The sequence below is a fragment of the Nitrosococcus halophilus Nc 4 genome (genome assembly GCF_000024725.1).
Taxonomy (GTDB): domain Bacteria; phylum Pseudomonadota; class Gammaproteobacteria; order Nitrosococcales; family Nitrosococcaceae; genus Nitrosococcus; species Nitrosococcus halophilus.
In genome coordinates this window covers 3,590,205-3,607,478 of the sequence record NC_013960.1, presented here as the reverse complement: position 1 = coordinate 3,607,478, position 17,274 = coordinate 3,590,205, and the positions used below count along the sequence as shown (strand labels likewise).

Here is a 17,274-nt window from a genome sequence, read left to right as displayed (position 1 = left end):
CTTAGCCTTTGCGAATAGCCTCAATGATCTGGCTGGTAGAACAACCTTGCTGGTAATTGAGGATGATGGCTTTTCCGCCGTTGGCAACAACCGCTTTGCTTCCTGCTACCTGCTCGGGAGTATAGTCGCCGCCCTTCACTAAGATATCGGGTAGTACCCGCTCAATTAGCCGTGCCGGGGTATCCTCTGAGAAGGGGACGACCCAGTCCACGTCATGGAGCGCCGACAAAACTGCCATGCGCTGGGCAAGATTGTTCACCGGTCGGTCTTTGCCCTTGAGGCGTTGGACCGAGGCATCGTCGTTAACGGCCACAATCAGCCGATCTCCCAGTTGGCGTGCCTCGGCTAAGTAGCCCACATGGCCTGGATGAAGAATATCAAAACAGCCATTGGTCATCACAATCCGTTCACCGCGGCTGCGAGCCAGGTGGATGAGAGGTAGCAGTTCTTCCTCAGTGAGAATTCCTCGGCGGGTGGTTATGGGATGGAGAGCCCTTTGTAGCTCATCACGGGTCACACTGGCCGTACCCAATTTCCCTACGACGATCCCCGCGGCTAGATTGGCAAGGGTGGTAGCCTCCTTAAAGGTGTTGCCCGCTGCCAGGGCGGCGCCCAGGACTGAAATCACGGTATCTCCAGCACCAGTGACATCAAAGACCTCTCGCGCCTCGGTGGGCAGATGAAGGGGGGCGTGCCCTTGCTGTAACAGGGTCATGCCCTGTTCGCCGCGGGTAATAAGCAAAGCCTCAAGGGCTAGTTGTCGCCGTAACTGCTCTCCTTTTTCAACCAGGGCTGCGTCGTCGGCGCAAGGCCCTACCACGGCTTCAAATTCGGCCAGGTTGGGGGTGATGATGCTGGCGCCGTGATAGCGAGAGAAATCAGCGCCTTTGGGATCGATAAGAATCGGCACGCCGGCTTCCCGGCCGAGGGTGATTAATCGTTGAGGCGCTTGTAGGGTCCCTTTGCCGTAATCGGAGAGGATCACCACGGGTCTGCTGTTCAGGGCAACGCCATAGGCAGGGAGTAATGCCTCGCTGTAGGCCGGAATTAACCCGTCCTCAAAATCCAAGCGGAGCAGCTGTTGGTGGTGGCTGATTACTCGCAGTTTGGTGATCGTGGCCATATTGGAAACACCTTCCAGGCGGCAGTGGACTCCCTGGCGAGTGAGCAAAGACCGCAGCGTAGTGGCAGCCTCATCCGTGCCGATCAAGCCTAGCAGTGTCGCCTGAGCCCCTAGTGCCGCTACATTGACCGCTACATTGCCTGCCCCACCAGGCCGTTCCTCTCGGCCGGTGACATGGACCACGGGCACAGGAGCCTCTGGCGAGATGCGCGAGGTAGCACCGTGCCAGTAACGATCCAACATTACATCGCCAATTATCAGTACCTGGGCGGCGGTAAAGTTAGGTAAGCCGTGGGTCATGCTATGGGGTGGTTCATAAAAATTCGCTCATAATACCATAGGGATGCAGGCTAAATCTCAAGACTTCTGATCCCTTCTTGGGAGGGGCGTTTACCGGTCTGCATGGCTCCACCGGACCCATGGTCTCAGTTTACCCTTGCCGCCCTCTGTCCCAAGCCCAATGGTGCTCTATTTAAATAGGAACCGTTCTAAGTTCCAAGTTGCGCTCTCTTGTTTGTATTCGATAGAATTAATGAGAATTATTATTATTATAAATAGGGGGTTGTCATGGTATTTCATATCAAACCAGGGGGGGCTCTGTTAGGGGGCCTGTTGCTGCTAGGGTCGCTGCCTGTCAGTGGGAATGACGCCAGCCATTGGTTCCAGCTCTCACCTTTTTTCAGAGGAAGTTCGGCGGGTCCTGCTCCCGGAGCAGGTACCGTTCGGCATTATTACATCGCGGCCCAAGAGATGGAATGGGATTTTGCGCCCACTGATCAAAATCTCCTCCATTGTTCGGATCGACAAAATCCCTGTTCTTTGCCAGAGCCGTGGGCAAATAGCCATACTTTTCCAGCAGTTCGCTACGTAGAGTACACGGATGAAACTTTTACCACCCTTAAACCTCAACCTGAGTGGCTGGGTATTTTGGGGCCTATTATCCGCGCGGAGGTGGGCGACACCGTCAAGGTTCATTTTTGCAATCAGACCGCAAACGGTACCTACAGCATGCACCCCCATGGCCTGCGGTATAGGAAAGATGACGAGGGCGCTCCCTATTTTGGGGTGAATTCGACCGACACTCTCCCAGGAGCAGGAGCCCGTATTCCTGCCGGTGAATGCTTTGATTATACCTGGATCGCCGATGAAGACAGCGGACCCGCCAGCGGTGATCCGTCTTCAAAAGTATGGTGGTACCACTCCCACGTGGATACGCCTGCCGACACCAATGCCGGTCTTCTAGGTCCTATTATTATCACCCGTTATGGCATGGCTAATCAGGATGGCAGCCCGAGGGATGTGGATCAGGAGTTCGTGACAGCTTTCTTTATTTTCGATAAGCAGGGAGGTGAAGAGGCGGGGCTTATGCATGGCATCAATGGATATGTTTTTGGAAATCTCCCCGGATTGGTTGCAAAGCAAGGTGAACGGGTGCGTTGGCATGTGCTTGGGATGGGCAATGAAGTGGATCTCCATACCCCCCACTGGCATGGCGAAACGGTATGGGTGGGGGCGCCCCATGTGGCGCGACGGACGGATGTGTTGGAATTATTGCCTGCCTCGATGATTACGGCCGATATGGAGGCCGATAATCCTGGGGAGTGGCTATACCACTGCCATGTTGCTGACCATATCGAGGCAGGGATGAGTACAACCTACCAAATTGTGCCTTGAAGGCCATTATTTCTACCGGCCCGGACCCGCTGCTGGCCGGGTCCGGGGTTTGCCCGCCTGTTGGGAGGCTAGGGGGTGGAAAGGTGGTGGCTGTTGTTGAAATAAGAATGACGAAAATCTTTTTGTTTTTTGATCGTCTTTTTATGGAATTTCTTGTTTTTTGTCTCGCTTCTTCTTGTTGTCTTTAAAGCGGACATTTTTTTGGCCTTTTTCTTAACCGGCCGCTGAAGTGCTTTATCATGGTTAGCCGATTCCGCTAGCGGAGGCTTGACTAACGGACGTTCGCGTTGCATGGAATAGGTCAATGCCGCGGCTACATCCAACGGGGAGAGATTTTCCTGTTCAACCCATTGTTGCACCAAGTGGCGGAATTCAGCCAGATCTTCCCTTTCCAAGGTTCCCATAACCTGTTGTTTAAATTGTTCAATACGCCGGTCTATGATTTTCTGGTGACTGGGTAATGGCATTTCATAAAGGGGTTGTCCCGTTACTTTTTTGATAGCGCTCAACATCCGCCGTTCGCGGGGGGCAACGAACAGGGTGGCTGTCCCGGTGCGGCCTGCGCGACCCGTACGGCCAATACGGTGGATATAAGTCCCGGTATCGTAGGGAATGTCGTAATTGACGACATGGCTGATTCGCTTCACATCCAAGCCACGGGCGGCCACATCAGTGGCGACAATGATGTCGAGAGTATTTTTTTTGAGCTGTCCGACGACCTTTTCCCGCTGCGCCTGGGCCATATCCCCATTCAGTGCTGCTGCCGCATAGCCCCGTGCCGACAGCTTTTTTGCCAGCTCTTCCGTCGCAATCTTGGTGCGAACAAAGATAATCGTGGCATCATATTCTTCCACCTCTAGCATCCGGGTAAGCGCATCTAATTTATGAAAATCGGAGACTAGGCAATAGCGCTGATTGATGGCGGGGAGGGAGGCGGTTTTTCCCTTAATTTTTATATCATGGGGGCTATGCAAGTGGCGGCTTGCGATATGACGAACGGAACTCGGCATGGTTGCGGAAAAAAGTGCCGTCTGCCGCTTCGCAGGCATTTGTCCCAGAATCCACTCCACATCTTCGATAAACCCCATTTTTAGCATTTCATCGGCTTCGTCTAAGACTACCGTCGTCAACTTATCTAGGAGCAGACTTTTGCGCCGCAGGTGATCCATAATTCTGCCTGGGGTCCCTACGATGACGTGAACGCCCCGTTTCAGTTGGCGCAACTGATTTCCCATGGATTGGCCGCCGTAAATGGGAAGGACACGAAAGTCTTCCAGATACCGGGCATAGGTTTGGAATGCCTCTGCCACTTGAATGGCGAGCTCCCGCGTTGGAACTAACACCAGCGCTTGGGGCTCTTTCCGCGTCAATGCCAGTCGGTTCAAAATAGGAATAGCAAATGCTGCGGTTTTACCCGTGCCGGTTTGGGCCTGCCCCATGAGGTCACAGCCTGCTAAAAGATGAGGGATTGCCCTTGCTTGAATCTGGGTAGGGGTTTCGTACCCTACCTGTTTGATGGCTTGCAGAATAGGGGCGCTGATAGCAAAGCCATCAAAAGATAGGGCTTCTGGAGAAGATGCCATGTAATAAAATCCTGGTAATCTAAATATTCGGTAAAAAGCAAATGGGGCACCGTCCAGGTATTGGGAATTCTGCCCAAACCCGTGGAGGTGTTTAGGAGTTAAATAACAAGTTAGCGGCGGCGCCTGCCACCGCGGCCGCGTCGTTTTTTCTCTTTACTCTGGCCCACAAAAATGGTGCGGCCTTGGAACTCAGAACCGTCCAACGCCGCTATAGCAGCGCGGGCTTCATGACCTTCCATATCGATTAGAGCGGTGCCACGTGCTTGGCCAGTGAATAAATCTTTACGTAGAGTCAAAGAGCGCACGGTACCGTAATCAGCGAACAAAGCGGTAAGGCTCTCCTCGGTTGTACTTGCGGGCAAACCACGCACAAAAAGTGTGATCATTGAGCCTCTCTGAGAAAAGTAGGGGGGAAGAAGAAGCCGGCTCCCAGAGCCGGCCTCTTCCAAAAGGGATATTATTTATTATAAAACAATAACATTGTCGGCTTGAGGACCTTTATGGCCTTGTACTTCAACAAAGCTAACCTGTTGACCTTCCTTGAGGGTTCTGTGACCTTGACCAACGATGGAACGGTAGTGCACAAATAAATCACCACCGCTTTCCCGCTGTATAAATCCATAACCCTTTGAATCATTGAACCATTTTACGGTTCCTGTCTGCTGTTCTGACATAGAAAACTCTCAAAAAAAATGATGTATCTGCCTGACACTCTCGTTGGAAATGTCAGTGGGTAGAACTGAGTATTGCAGGGCGAACGAGTTGGAGCAGATATGAATTCGGAAGGAAAAACAAAAACTACTACGCTAACACGAAAACGCGATCCTTAATACTCTAGCGCTTTGTATCATAGGAGACAAAGGGGACAATTACAAGTTCAAAATAAAGTTATTATAAGGTTACTCTTCGTCGGGGAGTCTTAACAAGACTCCTGGGTTTTTATCCTCGGCAGAGATTCCAGAGGATCCTCAAATTTATCCTTATATTACGTTACGTTTGGTTGGTTTCTTGAGAAAGAAGGACAGAAATGGTAGTTTTTTCCCAACAAATTCAGTTGCCGAATTTATTTAAAATCCCACATTTTGTGGTAACAGGGCTCCTTTTAGAGGAAGAAGAAAATTAATGCACAAAAGATAAGGTTATATAGATCAGGCCTTTGTTATGATTTAGCTTTCTATCCTCCTGTCATGGTGCGCTTTATGCATCATTTTGGATAAAAATTGGGCTGGTTTATCGAGCAGGAGAAAATTAATGGCAACCATTACTATCAGAGATTTGAATGAAAGCAGAACTTTGGATCCCCAGGAGCGGGCTGCGATACGTGGCGGTTGGCTGTGGGGTTGGATTGTTCCCTACCGCCAGGGAGGCCAAAGGGGGTTTCCTTTACAAGTCAACCAGCATTTCCGGGTTAACCAGTACTTTGCAGATCAAATTCAGATCGTGAACCAAAATCAGGTAGTTAGCATCATCGACTCTGCCGGCGCTAATGTGTCCTTGGACGAGGACAGCATTAACACCATTAACTTACCCGCAGCTTAAAGGCAATGAAAATTCAATCTTGGCCTGTTTACTTCCCCCATTAGTCTGATGTTGAGAACTCTCCCTCCTCTCTTGGGAGGGAGTAAGTATCCCAACGGAAGTTTTGAGGAATTGGCTTTCCCAGCCTCTTCGTGCGCACAGCGCACGCTACTTGCCGGCTCGTGGGACCGGTTGAGCCACGCGAAACCGACCGCTAACGCACATCGAGCTCCCGCGGAGTCCTGGTGAGAAATTCGCCCCCCTTGTCCGTCACCACGACCGTATCGGAGAAAAAGGCGTCGCCTTCTCCCGTTCGCAGCAGCCAGGACATAAGGTGAAAAACCATACCTTTTTGAATAATCATGTTAGAGCCTTCCCGTAACCCCTTGGGGATACCGGAACCTGACCAACTTGGAGGGAACCCAATACCCACAATATAGCCACAGTGATGGCGGCGGTAGTGGGACAATCCCGCTCTATCCACACGCCGCTGCCAGGCTTTATAGACGGAATCGGCGGTGACGCCCGGTTTTAAGGCTTCTGCTGCACGATATAAGGCTTCTAGACAGGTCTCATAGGCTTTTTCTGCCTTCGGTGAGATTTTCCCAATATGCACCAGGCGTCCAATGGGCGCATGATAACGCCAGTAACAGCCGGCCATTTCCAGAAACAAAAGATCTTCGTCCTGTAATATGTTTGCGTTCCATTCGTCCCAGGTCCCATGTTCGTGGGACAGTGTGCGGGTGGACCGTACCAGGGGGACAAAGGCAGGATAGGTGCCTCCCCGTAGGATCATGGTTTGATAGATGGCCCCCATCACATTACGGCTAGAGACTCCGGGACCGGCCATGGCAATCCCAGACATCATCATGGCATCGGAAATTTCGGCAGCCTTTCGGGTGCATTCCAACTCGGCCGGGGATTGGACAATCCGGCATTCGGTGACCAGATCCTCCGCGTCAGACCATTTCACATCGGCCATTTTGGTCACGAAGGCCTCCGCGATTTTGTAGGGCAGAAAGGAACTACTTTTTTCAAAAGCCACGTGGGCAGAGGTCAGTCCTAAATGACGGAGGGCTTGACAGGTGGCCTTCACCGGCGCCGAATAATCCTTAAGCTCTTCTTCATCGCTTTGAATGGAGACTCCTAAGCTCATGGACCAGGGATGCAATCCGCCTGCCTCGGGACCCTCCATGGGGGCGCTCAAGGTGAGGTCTTCGTCCCGGTGTCTGGCCTTGGGCAAAGGGGCAATGCCGTCTGAGTAGAGGTAGGACTTTACCGTGGGAACTACCATATCATCGATAATGGCTTTCTCCATCGCCCGGATGATCAGAACAGGTTCCTTGTCGAGGGGCAACAACAAAGAGGTATAGGCAAAATAGCCTTGATGATTGAGGCCCGTGAGATAGTAAATGTTTTCAGGATTGGTAATAATGACGGCATCAATCTTCCGCTCTGCCATTTTTTTCCGAACCTGATGGACTCTTTCTTCGAATTCCCTGTCCGAAAAAAATCTCATCACCTGTCCATTCCTCTTTTCTATTTCCTGTTCCGCCAAAATTCTCATTTAATTTTCCTTTGCCGCCAGAGGGGACGTGTCCTCTGGCGCTTTACTTCTGTTCTACTAGATCCCCAACTACTTGATGAAGGAAAGCGCGATAATTTTCCATCCTAGGGATGGCGATGCTTTCGTCAGGCTGATGGGCTTCCCGGATGCTGCCTGGGCCGCAGACTACAGTGGGAAGACCGGCTTGCTGATAGAGTCCTGCTTCGGTGACAAAGGGGGCAGTGCCGATTTTTCCCTCTTCCAGAAATTCCTTCAGCCAAGCGGCGATTTCCCGATTGATCCCGGATTTAAGCCCGGGAACAGCGGTCTTGATATGATTTTCCACCTCAATGTCCTGTATTTGTTTTCTCAGAGAATGGATCAAATGCTCCCATGCTTGATTGATCTGGGCCGTGTTTTGGGAGGGCAGGGTGCGGCATTCCCAATCGAATTGACAATGTTCCGGGATAATGTTGATGGCGGTACCGCCGTGGATGGTCCCCACATTGAAGGTGGCCGATGGGGGGTTAAAATCCCTATTTTCTTCGGGGGGCAGGAGCTCTTCCAGGGCGGCGATCAATTTGGAAGCGAATACAATCGCACTGGCGCCCAACTGGGGACAGCTTGAATGGGCCGGTTTCCCTTTGATATGGGTGGTGGTGATTTGAATGCCCTTATGGGCGGTGACCAACGCTAAATCCGTGGGTTCACCGATCAAAGCAAACCGAGGAGAGGGAGACAAGGTTTTTAAATAGGCTATAAGCGCTTTCGCGCCTCCGCAACCGATTTCCTCATCGTAGGTAAAACATAAATAAAGGGGCCGTTGTAGCTGGCGGCTATCGAGAGTGGCCGCCGCCTCCAAAGCCAAAGCCAGAAAACCTTTCATATCCGAGGTCCCCCGCCCATACAGGTGTCCGTTCTTTTCGGTCAGGCGGAAGGGGTCGGTGGTCCAATCCTGTTGGTCGACCGGGACCACATCGGTATGTCCGGCCAGCATCAGACCCCCGTCCCTTTCGGGTCCGATCCAGGCCATAAGATTCGCTTTATTTCCCTGCTCATTGTAGAAGCGTTGGGTTTGAAAACCCTGGCTGCTCAGGAAATCTTCGCTATAGTCGATAAGCGGCAGATTGGTTTCCCTGGAGATGGTCGGAAAACCAATCAGTTTCTCCAGAATCGGGAGATAATGGGTAGGGTTGTTTGGCATTATCGCGGGTTTTCCTCACTCACATCTTGGATTTTTCGTTCAAAATTCCGTACCTCCTCAGCCGTCGTATCAAATGAGGTCATCCATCGGACCACCGTGCTAGCAGGGTCCCAAACTGCAAAAGCATAATGTTGTTGCAAGCGGGGGACCCAAGGGGACGGGATACGGGCAAATACTCCATTGGTTTCTACGGGAGCGATGATCTCCACCTGAGCGATATTCCCGAGCCTTTCTGCTAGTAACGCCGCCATCCCGTTAGCATGTTGGGCGTTTCTCCTCCAAAGATCATCGGATAAAAGGGCTAAAAACTGAGCCGAGACAAAACGCATTTTGGAGACTAGATGCATGCCTTGCTTGCGGTAGAAAGGGGCATTTTTTGCCAACTCGGGATCAAAAAAAACAATGGCCTCAGCCGCGAGCAGACCATTTTTGGTTCCGCCAAAGGAGAGCAGATCGACTCCCACGTCCCCGGTAATTTCTTTTAGGCTTAAATTCAGCCGGGCAGCCGCGTTGCTCAACCGTGCGCCATCCATATGGAGCAGTAACCCATGCTCATGGCAAAAGTCTGCCAAGGTTTGTATTTCTTCGGAGGTATAAATGGTCCCCCATTCTGTGCACTGGGTAATGGAGAGCACTTTTGGTTGAGCGCGGTGCACAATATCCATGCCGCGCAACAGGGGGGCAACCGTTTCCACACTGAGCTTACCCTGATGGGTTTTGGCGACCAGCACTTTTGATCCCAGGAATTTTTCCGGCGCACCGCATTCATCCCGATGAAGGTGGGCACAGTCAGCACAAATAACGGCCTCGAAAGAAGCCATGACACTTTGCAACGCAATGACATTGGCGGCGGTCCCGGTCAGCACAAAAAACGTCTCCGTCTGGGTTCCAAAGTGCTGCTTGAATAGTTGCAGGGCCTGCTTTGTGAAGGGATCGTTGCCGTAGGCAATGGCATGGCCGCGACTGGCTTTTGCCATCATAGCCATGACTTCTGGGTGGACACCCGCTGCATTGTCACTAACAAAATGACACTTTGTCATTGAAGCGCTTACTTCCGTAGTACCGTGACGGTCTTGGTTTCCGTATAGGCATCCAGGGCCTGTTCACTCAGTTCCCGGCCGACCCCGGACATTTTGAAGCCTCCAAAAGGGGCGGCTGGATCGACAATATTATAACAGTTGACCCAGACGGTCCCCGCTTTCACGCCTTCGGCCACCGCATTGGCTTTGTCAATATCTTGGGTCCATACGGCAGCGGCAAGGCCAAACATGGTGTTGTTGGCTTTTGCAATCACTTCATTGATGTCTTTGAAACGCAAGACACTGACCACCGGCCCGAAAATTTCGTCGGTGGCAATGGCCATATTCTCATTGACCTCACTAAAGACGGTGGGTTGGATAAAATAACCCCGGTCGAAAGCCTGGTTGCCGCCGGTGACGCATGCCGCGCCCTGTTCTTTGCCCAGGGCGATATAGTGCATGATTTTGTCGAACTGGGCCTTGTCGATTTGGGCTCCATGTTCGGTATTGGAATCGAAGGGATCTCCCAGCCTGCGCTTTTCCGCCTTATCGGCAAACCGTTCCACGAATTCATTATAAATGTTGTCCTGCACAAAGGCGCGGCTGCCGGCGCAACAATTCTGTCCCTGATTTAGAAAAATGGCACCAAAGGAACCGGTGATGGCGTCTTCCAGGTTGGCATCATTAAAAATGATATTGGGGCTCTTCCCGCCAAGCTCAAAGGACAAGCGTTTCATGCTATTGACCGTGGCCTGTTTGATGATTTGGGCGGTTTTATATTCTCCCGTGAAGGCAATTTTTTCAACCAGGGGGTGTTGTACCAATGCAGCACCTGCCGTGGGACCGAAGCCGGGCACGATATTGAGTACCCCTGGGGGGATTCCTGCCTCCAGGGCCAGTTCCCCGGCACGAAGGGCCGTTAGCGGAGTTTGCTCTGCCGGTTTTAGAATGGTTGTGCAGCCGGCGGCTAGGGCAGGGCCTAATTTCCAGGCCGCCATCGCCAAGGGAAAATTCCAGGGAATGATGAGGCCACAAACCCCGACGGGCTCCCGGCGAGTATAAGTAAAGAAAGGACCGGAAACGGGGATGGTCTTGCCATGGATCTTGTCCGCCCAGCCGGCAAAATAACGGATGGTGGCCGCGGCACTGGGAATATCATAGCCTAAGGCCTCATTAATGGGTTTACCATTGTCCAAGACTTCAAGCTTAGCCAGTTCCTCCATATGGGTTTCGATTAGATCAGCCCACTTCAACATCCGGCGGCCCCGTTCGCGAGCGTCCATTTGCTGCCAAGGGCCGGTATCGAAGGCTTTGCGAGCGGCTTTAACCGCTAGGTCAATATCTTCCGCATCCCCTTCAGCCACCTGGGCGATCACTTCTTCGGTAACCGGGTCGATGGTGGCAAAGGTCTTACCGCTGAGGCTGTCGCGGAACTCACCGTCAATCAGCAAGCGAGTCTGGCGCACTTCTACCTGTTCTTTGTGAGTTAGGGGCAATGAGGCTGACGGGCTCATGGAGTGGACCTCCTTAAAATTCAGGTTGGTGTTGAATATAGATATAGCACTCCTAGGAGCCATAACCAATGGTCCTTTACTATCATAGGGTTCTGGGATGCACTATAGTTAGGGGTAAAAAATAGAAGACAAGAAAAATGAAAAATTATTCTATTTGGAGTCTGTTCCGCAACGCTTTTTCTGGTCACTGCAACTGGCCACAGGCCTTACCCGACGTGGCCCCCCAGGATCAATACGATGCCGTTATTGTTGGCGGAGGGGGACACGGGCTGGCGGCGGCCTATTATCTAGCCAAAAATCATGGTGTCACTAATATTGCCGTGCTGGAAAAAAGCTGGCTTGGGGGGGGGAATGTGGCCCGCAATACCACCATTGTCCGCTCTAATTATTTCCATGAAGCCCGGGGCAGATTGACCGAACAGGCCCTGAAACTTTGGGAGAACCTAAGCCGGGAGCTGAACTTCAATGTGATGTTTAGTCCACGGGGCATCATTAATCTGGCCCATAGCACCGCCCAACTTGACGACTATGCCCGCCTTGGAAATGCCATGACGGTACGGGGCGTGAACGCGGAATTGCTCACCGTCGGCCAGATTAAACAGCTTGTTCCCTGCCTCGATACCCGTCCAGAGGCCCGTTTCCCGATAACGGGGGGATTGATGCAGCGGCGGGCGGGCACTGCTCGACACGATGCTGTGGCCTGGGGATATGGGCGGGCAGCGGCATTGCGGGGAGTCGATATTGTGCAAAATTGTGAAGTCACCGGCATTGTGCGTCAGGGGGGGAAAGTGATTGGCATCGACACCACCCGGGGTAGAATCCGTACCCCCAAGGTGGGGATATGCGTGGCTGGCGCTTCAAGTCGAGTGTCGGAAATGGCTGAAATCCGGCTTCCCCTGGAAAACCACCTTTTGCAGGCCTGTGTTACCGAGCCGGTCAAACCCATTCTCAATACTATCGTGACCCATGGCCTGTTCAATTTTTATATTAGCCAGACCGATAAAGGGGAATTGGTGATGGGGGGCGATATTGACGGCTATAATCGCTACTCTACGTTTGGTGAATTGCCGCCCTTGGAAGCCGCCATTCGGGCCTGTTTATCCCTGTTTCCCTCTTTTAGCCGGTTACGCCTCATGCGCACCTGGGGAGGTGTGGTCGACATGTCCATGGATGGCAGTCCAATTCTTTCTAAAACCTCCCTCGACGGTTTCTACATTAATGCCGGTTGGTGCTACGGTGGCTTCAAGGCCACCCCTGCTGTGGGCCAGGTATTGGCCCAGATGATGGCCACAGATGAAACCCCTGAACTGGCGGCCCCCTTCGTTCTCGATCGTTTCCATAGTGGACATATCATTGCCGAGGAAGGTAAGGGACCTAAACCTTGGCTGTATCATTAAAAGAGCAGAAAATTTATGTTGCGTATTCCTTGTCCCTATTGCGGTGAACGGGACCGAACCGAGTTTACCTATGGCGGTGATGCTCGTGTCCAAAGGCCGGCGGATACGGATCACATAAGAGATAAGGCCTGGGATGATTATCTTTATTTCCGCGATAATCCGGCCGGTGAGCATCGGGAATATTGGCAGCACAGCCTCGGTTGTCGCCAATGGTTTACGCTGGTCCGCAATACGGTCACCAACGAAGTGCTAAAAGAGGCAGCGGCAAATCCTGGGAGCGGTCCATGAGACAACCGTTTCGGCTCCCCAAAGGAGGTCTGGTTGACCGCAGTCAGAGACTAACATTTAGTTTCAATGGCAAGCGCCTCGAAGGCTATGCAGGCGATACGTTGGCTTCCGCTCTTTTGGCCAATGGTATCCATCTGGTTGGCCGCAGTTTCAAATATCACCGGCCGCGGGGCATCTTTACCGCCGGGGTAGAGGAACCCAATGCCCTGGTCCAGGTAGGGAGTGGGGCCTATGCCGAGCCTAACCTCCGGGCTACGGAAGTGCTCTTATCCCATGGGCTTGAAGCCTATAGTCAGAATTGTTGGCCCTCGCTGCATTTTGATCTGGGGGCTGTTGCTCAATGGCTGGCGCCTATTCTAACGGCCGGTTTCTACTACAAAACGTTTATGGGGCCAGGCCGTCGTGCCTGGCCCTTCTACGAATATTTTATTCGCCATGCCGCCGGGTTGGGCAAAGCGCCGGAAGCCCCGGATCCAGATGACTACGACAAACGTCACCTCCATTGTGATGTTCTGGTGATTGGAACCGGGCCGGCAGGTCTGGCAGCGGCGCTCACGGCTGCTAGCACAGGCGCACGGGTAGTGGTGGCTGAGGAAAACCCGCTGCTAGGAGGCAGTCTGCTGGACAGGGAAGAATCCCGGGAATGGGTAGGGGAGATCATGGAACAGCTCGTGACACTGCCGGATGTTTTTCTCTTGCGCCAAACCACAGTGTTTGGTCATTATCGGCAAGGCCGCTTTGCTGCCTTCCAGCGTTTGGAAAACCAGAAGGTCAGACAACGCCTGTGGCAGATTCAGGCGAAACAGGCCATCCTCGCCACCGGGGCTATGGAACGTCCATTAGTTTTTCCCAACAACGATCGGCCCGGTGTCATGCTGGCTTCTGCCGCTCGCCGCTATCTCCACCGTTATGGCGTCCAACCCGGTCGAGATGCCGTCCTCTTCACCAATAATGACAGCGCTTATGCCGCTGCCCAAGATTTAATGGACGCTGGCATTGCGGTAAAGATGATTGTGGATCTGCGCCCGCAACCGCCTGCGGTGCCGGTTCCCAAGGAGATTGAAGTGTTGACAGGCGCCAAGGTATTCAATGTCAAAGGTCGGCGTCATATGACAGAGGTCGAAGTGGAAACGAATGGCCTGCGGCGGAGGTTGGATTGCGATTTGCTCTGTATTTCCGGGGGATGGAGTCCCACGCTGCATCTTTTTGCCCACAGTCCAGGGCAGACCCGCTACGAGGCTTCCCTGGGGGCTTGGGTTCCAGACTCGGCCCAAGAGGGTTTGCAAGTCGCCGGGGCGGCCAGTGGGGTCTTCGGTCTCGAAGCCTGTTGGCGGCAGGGCCTGGAAGCCGGTTTCAAGGCAGTGCAGGCCGTTGGATTTCCCTCCCCGAAAAAACCGGAGATTATCCCTCCCCAGGGAGTAACGGAAGAATGGTCGGTCACCGTGCCCGATATCTCCCCCATTATTCCCGGAAAGAAAGGGCCACGTTTTGTGGATCTGCAAAATGACGTCAAAGTGGAGGATATCGAGTTGGCCCTGGGGGAAGGGTACCGTTCCATTGAACAGGTAAAACGGTATACCACCTTAGGTATGGGCACGGACCAGGGCCGTACCGCCAATATCAATGGCGCGCGCCTGGCGGCTGAAGTCCTCTCTCGACCTCTTTCCACGGTGGGCACCACCACCTTTCGGCCCCCTTGGACACCGGTGACCCTAGGGGCGGTTGCAGGCCGGAAAAGCGAAACCCCTATAGCGCCCCTGCGGCGTTCGCCGATACACCCTTGGCATGAGAAAAACGGCGCGGTTTTCATGCCATCCGGTCTGTGGTGGCGGCCCCATTATTATCGAATCCAGGGCGTTGAATTGGTGGAAGCCGCTACCCGTGAAGCCCGAAACGTGCGCCACAATGTGGGCATTGCCGATGTCTCCACCCTAGGAAAAATCGATATTCAGGGAGCAGATGCCTCGGAATTCCTCAATCGGGTTTATATCAATCACTGGAGTAAGCTAGCGGTAGGCAAGGCCCGTTATGGCGTCATGTTGCGAGAGGATGGTTATGTGTTCGATGATGGCACCACCGCGCGGCTGGCTGAAAATCATTACCTGATGAGCACCACCACGACCAATGCCTCGGCGGTACAGTCCCATTTGGAATTTTATCAGCAAATGATTTGGCCCGATCTGGATGTGAAAATCACCTCCGTTACCGATCACTGGGCTGTGGTTGCCCTGGCCGGACCCAATAGCCGGGCGGTGCTAGAAGGTCTATTTGAGAGGCGGGATGTGGGTAACCAAGCTTTACCCTTCCTGGGTGTAATGGAGACAGAATTGCATGGGGTGCAGGCCCGGATTGCGCGCCTTAGTTTCTCCGGCGAGCGGGCCTATGAAATTGCGGTGCCTGCCGATTACGGATTGGCGTTATGGGAAGCCCTGCTGGAGGTGGGAAAACCATTGGCTATCCTGCCCTATGGCCTTGAAGCCATGGACTACTTGCGGATCGAAAAAGGCCATCTAGTGGTGGGTGCGGATATTGACGGCCGGGTGTCGCCCTATGACCTCGGCCTGGGGGGCCTGTGTAGTCAAAATAAGGATTTTATTGGCCGCCGTTCTCTCGAAAAACCCGCCTTTCATGGGAAAGAAAGATTGAAGCTGGCGGGTTTTGTGTCCACCGACGGAAAAACCATGATCACCGCCGGTGCCCAGTTGCTGGCCGAACCTTTTAAGAAGGATACACCGCAAAAAAGTCTGGGCCGAATTACGTCTCGAGCCTACAGCCCGGTGCGAGAGGTCCCTATCGCCCTGGGCCTGATTGCAGGGGGGATGGAGGCCTATGACCGGCCAGTGTATGCGGTGTCTCCGGTGACAGGTGAGCAGGCTGAGGTCATGGTGACCTCACCTCACTTTTATGATCCCAAGGGTGAGCGGATGAAAGGATAATGGCTCATTCTATTGCAGAAAAATTTACAAATCGTTGTAGCGCGTTGGCTGCGGGGCTCAATAGCCCTCCAGAGGGGCTGTCCACACCCCAGCCTACCGCTATCATCACGGTTGCAGGGGTTCATGAAGATGGGATTAAGGCTGCCGTGCCGGATGAGGCCGTTCTCTGGTTGGGACCCCATAAGTGGTGGGTGGTCTCCGAGAACCAGCCGCCCCAAGAACTGACTGAAAAGTTAACCCGCGCCCTAGAAACCGAAAATGCGGCGTTGACCGATGTGAGTCACGGTGGCTTCCGTTTTCGGATGAGGGGACCTGAGGTTCGCGATGTGTTAAGCGCCGGGGTGAGTCTTGATTTGCATCCTTCTGCTTTTAAACCGGGCCGAAGTGTGCCCTGTGCCTGGGACGATATCTATATCGTGTTGCATAGGGTAGAGGAAGAATGTTTCGATGTTTATACCCTTCGCAGCTATGCTTCCTCTTTGGGGGAGTGGTTGGTCGCTAGCTATACATGAGGGACAGATATTTTTCAGCTTCATCGCAGAGGAAGGTGAGGACGGTTTTGATTCCCGGATCGCGCCGTTTGAGTTCCTGGGCTGCCCAAACATTCGCCCCTGAGCTGGGGCCCACAAATAGACCCCGTTCCCGTCCTAGTCGTTTGGAGACCTCAATCGCCGTTTCGCTTTCCACATGGATAATTTCATCGATCTCATCCCGATGGCGCTGATAAATGGTTGGAATAAAGCCGTCGGAAATGCCTTCAATCTGGTGATCGGCCACGATACAACATTCAATAGTGCGGGATTCCGTGGGCTCCATGGCGTAAACTTTGATTCGATCATTGTGCCCTTGACGCAAGGCTTGGGACACGCCGATCAGCGTCCCGCCGGTGCCAACCCCCTGCACGATGGCATCGATCCGCATCCCTTCGGGGAGCTGGGCAATGACCTCCTGGCCTAACCATTCCCGGTTTTCCTCCACATTCCATTCATTGTCGAATTGTCGAGGACAAAAATAGCCTTTCTGGGCGCCGAGTTCCCGCGCCGTACGCAAAGCATCATTGACTTGGAAGCGCCCAACGAATTTGACTTCGGCCCCCAGTCCACGGGAAATCTTGACTCTCTCGGAAGTATATCCCGCCGGCATCACCACTATCATGTGGTAGCCTTTGATAGCGGCGACCATACTCATGGCATTTCCGGTGTTGCCGCTGGTGGCTTCGACAATGGTATCACCCGGCTTTAGCAAACCTTCCGCCTCCGCCTTCTCAATCATATACTTGGCCATCCGCGCCTTGATAGAACCGGAGGGATTCAGAAATTCACATTTGGCGAAAATGCCATCCCCCATATCCAGCAAAGGTGTCTTGCCAATGGCGTCCAAAATCGTGTGGCTAATGGTCATGAAAGGGCCTCAGTTCGGTAGACGATTTTAAGTTTTTCTTTTTTTGATTAGCTACTCTTTTTCATAGCTTA

Annotated in this window: 15 protein-coding genes; 6 read left to right on the top strand and 9 right to left on the bottom strand. The window is 53.0% G+C overall.

The genetic code is table 11. From position 1 onward, the window contains the following. Position 1: 1 nt before the first annotated feature. Complete coding sequence (gene hldE, locus NHAL_RS16990; RefSeq protein WP_013034375.1) at positions 2-1,423, bottom strand: bifunctional D-glycero-beta-D-manno-heptose-7-phosphate kinase/D-glycero-beta-D-manno-heptose 1-phosphate adenylyltransferase HldE; 1,422 nt, start codon at positions 1,421-1,423, stop codon at positions 2-4. A gap of 267 nt (positions 1,424-1,690) precedes the next feature. Here hldE and NHAL_RS16985 point away from each other — a divergent pair, with 267 nt between their 5' ends. Next, positions 1,691-2,797: a multicopper oxidase domain-containing protein gene (locus tag NHAL_RS16985; protein WP_013034374.1), complete on the top strand. Its 1,107-nt coding sequence runs from the start codon at positions 1,691-1,693 to the stop codon at positions 2,795-2,797. A gap of 68 nt (positions 2,798-2,865) precedes the next feature. Here the strand turns inward: NHAL_RS16985 and NHAL_RS16980 are convergent, their stop codons facing one another. From NHAL_RS16980 to NHAL_RS16970, 3 genes are all read right to left on the bottom strand, one after another. Then, positions 2,866-4,380: a DEAD/DEAH box helicase gene (locus tag NHAL_RS16980; RefSeq protein ID WP_013034373.1), complete on the bottom strand. Its 1,515-nt coding sequence runs from the start codon at positions 4,378-4,380 to the stop codon at positions 2,866-2,868. Between the two features lie 110 nt (positions 4,381-4,490). Then, positions 4,491-4,766: an RNA recognition motif domain-containing protein gene (locus NHAL_RS16975; RefSeq protein ID WP_013034372.1), complete on the bottom strand. Its 276-nt coding sequence runs from the start codon at positions 4,764-4,766 to the stop codon at positions 4,491-4,493. A gap of 78 nt (positions 4,767-4,844) precedes the next feature. Then, on the bottom strand, positions 4,845-5,054 hold the full coding sequence (locus NHAL_RS16970) for a cold-shock protein (protein WP_013034371.1): 210 nt from the start codon (positions 5,052-5,054) through the stop codon (positions 4,845-4,847). Between the two features lie 577 nt (positions 5,055-5,631). Between NHAL_RS16970 and NHAL_RS16965 the strand changes: the two genes are divergently transcribed. Beyond that, positions 5,632-5,919: a hypothetical protein gene (locus tag NHAL_RS16965; protein ID WP_013034369.1), complete on the top strand. Its 288-nt coding sequence runs from the start codon at positions 5,632-5,634 to the stop codon at positions 5,917-5,919. A 193-nt stretch (positions 5,920-6,112) separates the two neighbouring features. On the opposite strand, the gene NHAL_RS16960 is transcribed toward NHAL_RS16965, so the two are convergent. Genes NHAL_RS16960 through NHAL_RS16945 form a run of 4 tightly spaced genes read right to left on the bottom strand, consistent with a single transcriptional unit; the run spans position 6,113 to position 11,181 of the window. After that, positions 6,113-7,465, bottom strand: a complete 1,353-nt coding sequence (locus NHAL_RS16960) for a M24 family metallopeptidase (RefSeq protein WP_013034368.1) — start codon at positions 7,463-7,465, stop codon at positions 6,113-6,115. Positions 7,466-7,508: 43 nt separating this feature from the next. Continuing rightward, a complete protein-coding gene (argE, locus tag NHAL_RS16955) occupies positions 7,509-8,648 on the bottom strand; it encodes an acetylornithine deacetylase (RefSeq protein ID WP_013034367.1) in 1,140 nt (379 codons plus the stop codon). Continuing rightward, positions 8,648-9,688, bottom strand: a complete 1,041-nt coding sequence (locus NHAL_RS16950; RefSeq protein ID WP_013034366.1) for a threonine aldolase family protein — start codon at positions 9,686-9,688, stop codon at positions 8,648-8,650. Before NHAL_RS16950 ends, argE begins: the two co-directional genes overlap by 1 nt. An 8-nt stretch (positions 9,689-9,696) precedes the next feature. Further along, entirely contained in the window at positions 9,697-11,181 is a 1,485-nt protein-coding gene (locus NHAL_RS16945; RefSeq protein ID WP_013034365.1) for an aldehyde dehydrogenase family protein, read from the bottom strand. A 137-nt stretch (positions 11,182-11,318) separates the two neighbouring features. Between NHAL_RS16945 and NHAL_RS16940 the strand changes: the two genes are divergently transcribed. From NHAL_RS16940 to NHAL_RS19940, 4 genes are read left to right on the top strand one after another with little or no spacing between them, the layout of a single operon-like run. Beyond that, on the top strand, positions 11,319-12,578 hold the full coding sequence (locus NHAL_RS16940) for a sarcosine oxidase subunit beta family protein (RefSeq protein ID WP_013034364.1): 1,260 nt from the start codon (positions 11,319-11,321) through the stop codon (positions 12,576-12,578). A gap of 15 nt (positions 12,579-12,593) precedes the next feature. Beyond that, on the top strand, positions 12,594-12,866 hold the full coding sequence (locus NHAL_RS16935) for a sarcosine oxidase subunit delta (RefSeq protein ID WP_013034363.1): 273 nt from the start codon (positions 12,594-12,596) through the stop codon (positions 12,864-12,866). Continuing rightward, entirely contained in the window at positions 12,863-15,802 is a 2,940-nt protein-coding gene (locus NHAL_RS16930; protein ID WP_013034362.1) for a sarcosine oxidase subunit alpha family protein, read from the top strand. The genes NHAL_RS16935 and NHAL_RS16930 overlap by 4 nt, the downstream gene beginning before the upstream one ends. Continuing rightward, on the top strand, positions 15,802-16,314 hold the full coding sequence (locus NHAL_RS19940; protein WP_013034361.1) for a sarcosine oxidase subunit gamma: 513 nt from the start codon (positions 15,802-15,804) through the stop codon (positions 16,312-16,314). The genes NHAL_RS16930 and NHAL_RS19940 overlap by 1 nt, the downstream gene beginning before the upstream one ends. Here the strand turns inward: NHAL_RS19940 and NHAL_RS16920 are convergent. After that, complete coding sequence (locus NHAL_RS16920) at positions 16,301-17,203, bottom strand: PLP-dependent cysteine synthase family protein (protein WP_013034360.1); 903 nt, start codon at positions 17,201-17,203, stop codon at positions 16,301-16,303. The genes NHAL_RS19940 and NHAL_RS16920 overlap by 14 nt on opposite strands. Between the last annotated feature and the right edge of the window lie 71 nt (positions 17,204-17,274).

Bases quoted from the DNA above. Each gene is read 5' to 3' on its own strand.
- NHAL_RS16985 (WP_013034374.1), top strand. From the start codon at position 1,691: ATGGTATTTCATATCAAACCAGGGGGGGCTCTGTTAGGGGGCCTGTTG.
- NHAL_RS19940 (WP_013034361.1), top strand. From the start codon at position 15,802: ATGGCTCATTCTATTGCAGAAAAATTTACAAATCGTTGTAGCGCGTTG.
- NHAL_RS16935 (WP_013034363.1), top strand. From the start codon at position 12,594: ATGTTGCGTATTCCTTGTCCCTATTGCGGTGAACGGGACCGAACCGAG.
- NHAL_RS16975 (WP_013034372.1), bottom strand. From the start codon at position 4,766: ATGATCACACTTTTTGTGCGTGGTTTGCCCGCAAGTACAACCGAGGAG.
- NHAL_RS16960 (WP_013034368.1), bottom strand. From the start codon at position 7,465: ATGAGAATTTTGGCGGAACAGGAAATAGAAAAGAGGAATGGACAGGTG.
- NHAL_RS16945 (WP_013034365.1), bottom strand. From the start codon at position 11,181: ATGAGCCCGTCAGCCTCATTGCCCCTAACTCACAAAGAACAGGTAGAA.
- NHAL_RS16940 (WP_013034364.1), top strand. From the start codon at position 11,319: ATGAAAAATTATTCTATTTGGAGTCTGTTCCGCAACGCTTTTTCTGGT.
- argE (WP_013034367.1), bottom strand. From the start codon at position 8,648: ATGCCAAACAACCCTACCCATTATCTCCCGATTCTGGAGAAACTGATT.
- NHAL_RS16965 (WP_013034369.1), top strand. From the start codon at position 5,632: ATGGCAACCATTACTATCAGAGATTTGAATGAAAGCAGAACTTTGGAT.
- NHAL_RS16930 (WP_013034362.1), top strand. From the start codon at position 12,863: ATGAGACAACCGTTTCGGCTCCCCAAAGGAGGTCTGGTTGACCGCAGT.
- hldE (WP_013034375.1), bottom strand. From the start codon at position 1,423: ATGACCCACGGCTTACCTAACTTTACCGCCGCCCAGGTACTGATAATT.
- NHAL_RS16980 (WP_013034373.1), bottom strand. From the start codon at position 4,380: ATGGCATCTTCTCCAGAAGCCCTATCTTTTGATGGCTTTGCTATCAGC.
- NHAL_RS16950 (WP_013034366.1), bottom strand. From the start codon at position 9,688: ATGACAAAGTGTCATTTTGTTAGTGACAATGCAGCGGGTGTCCACCCA.
- NHAL_RS16970 (WP_013034371.1), bottom strand. From the start codon at position 5,054: ATGTCAGAACAGCAGACAGGAACCGTAAAATGGTTCAATGATTCAAAG.
- NHAL_RS16920 (WP_013034360.1), bottom strand. From the start codon at position 17,203: ATGACCATTAGCCACACGATTTTGGACGCCATTGGCAAGACACCTTTG.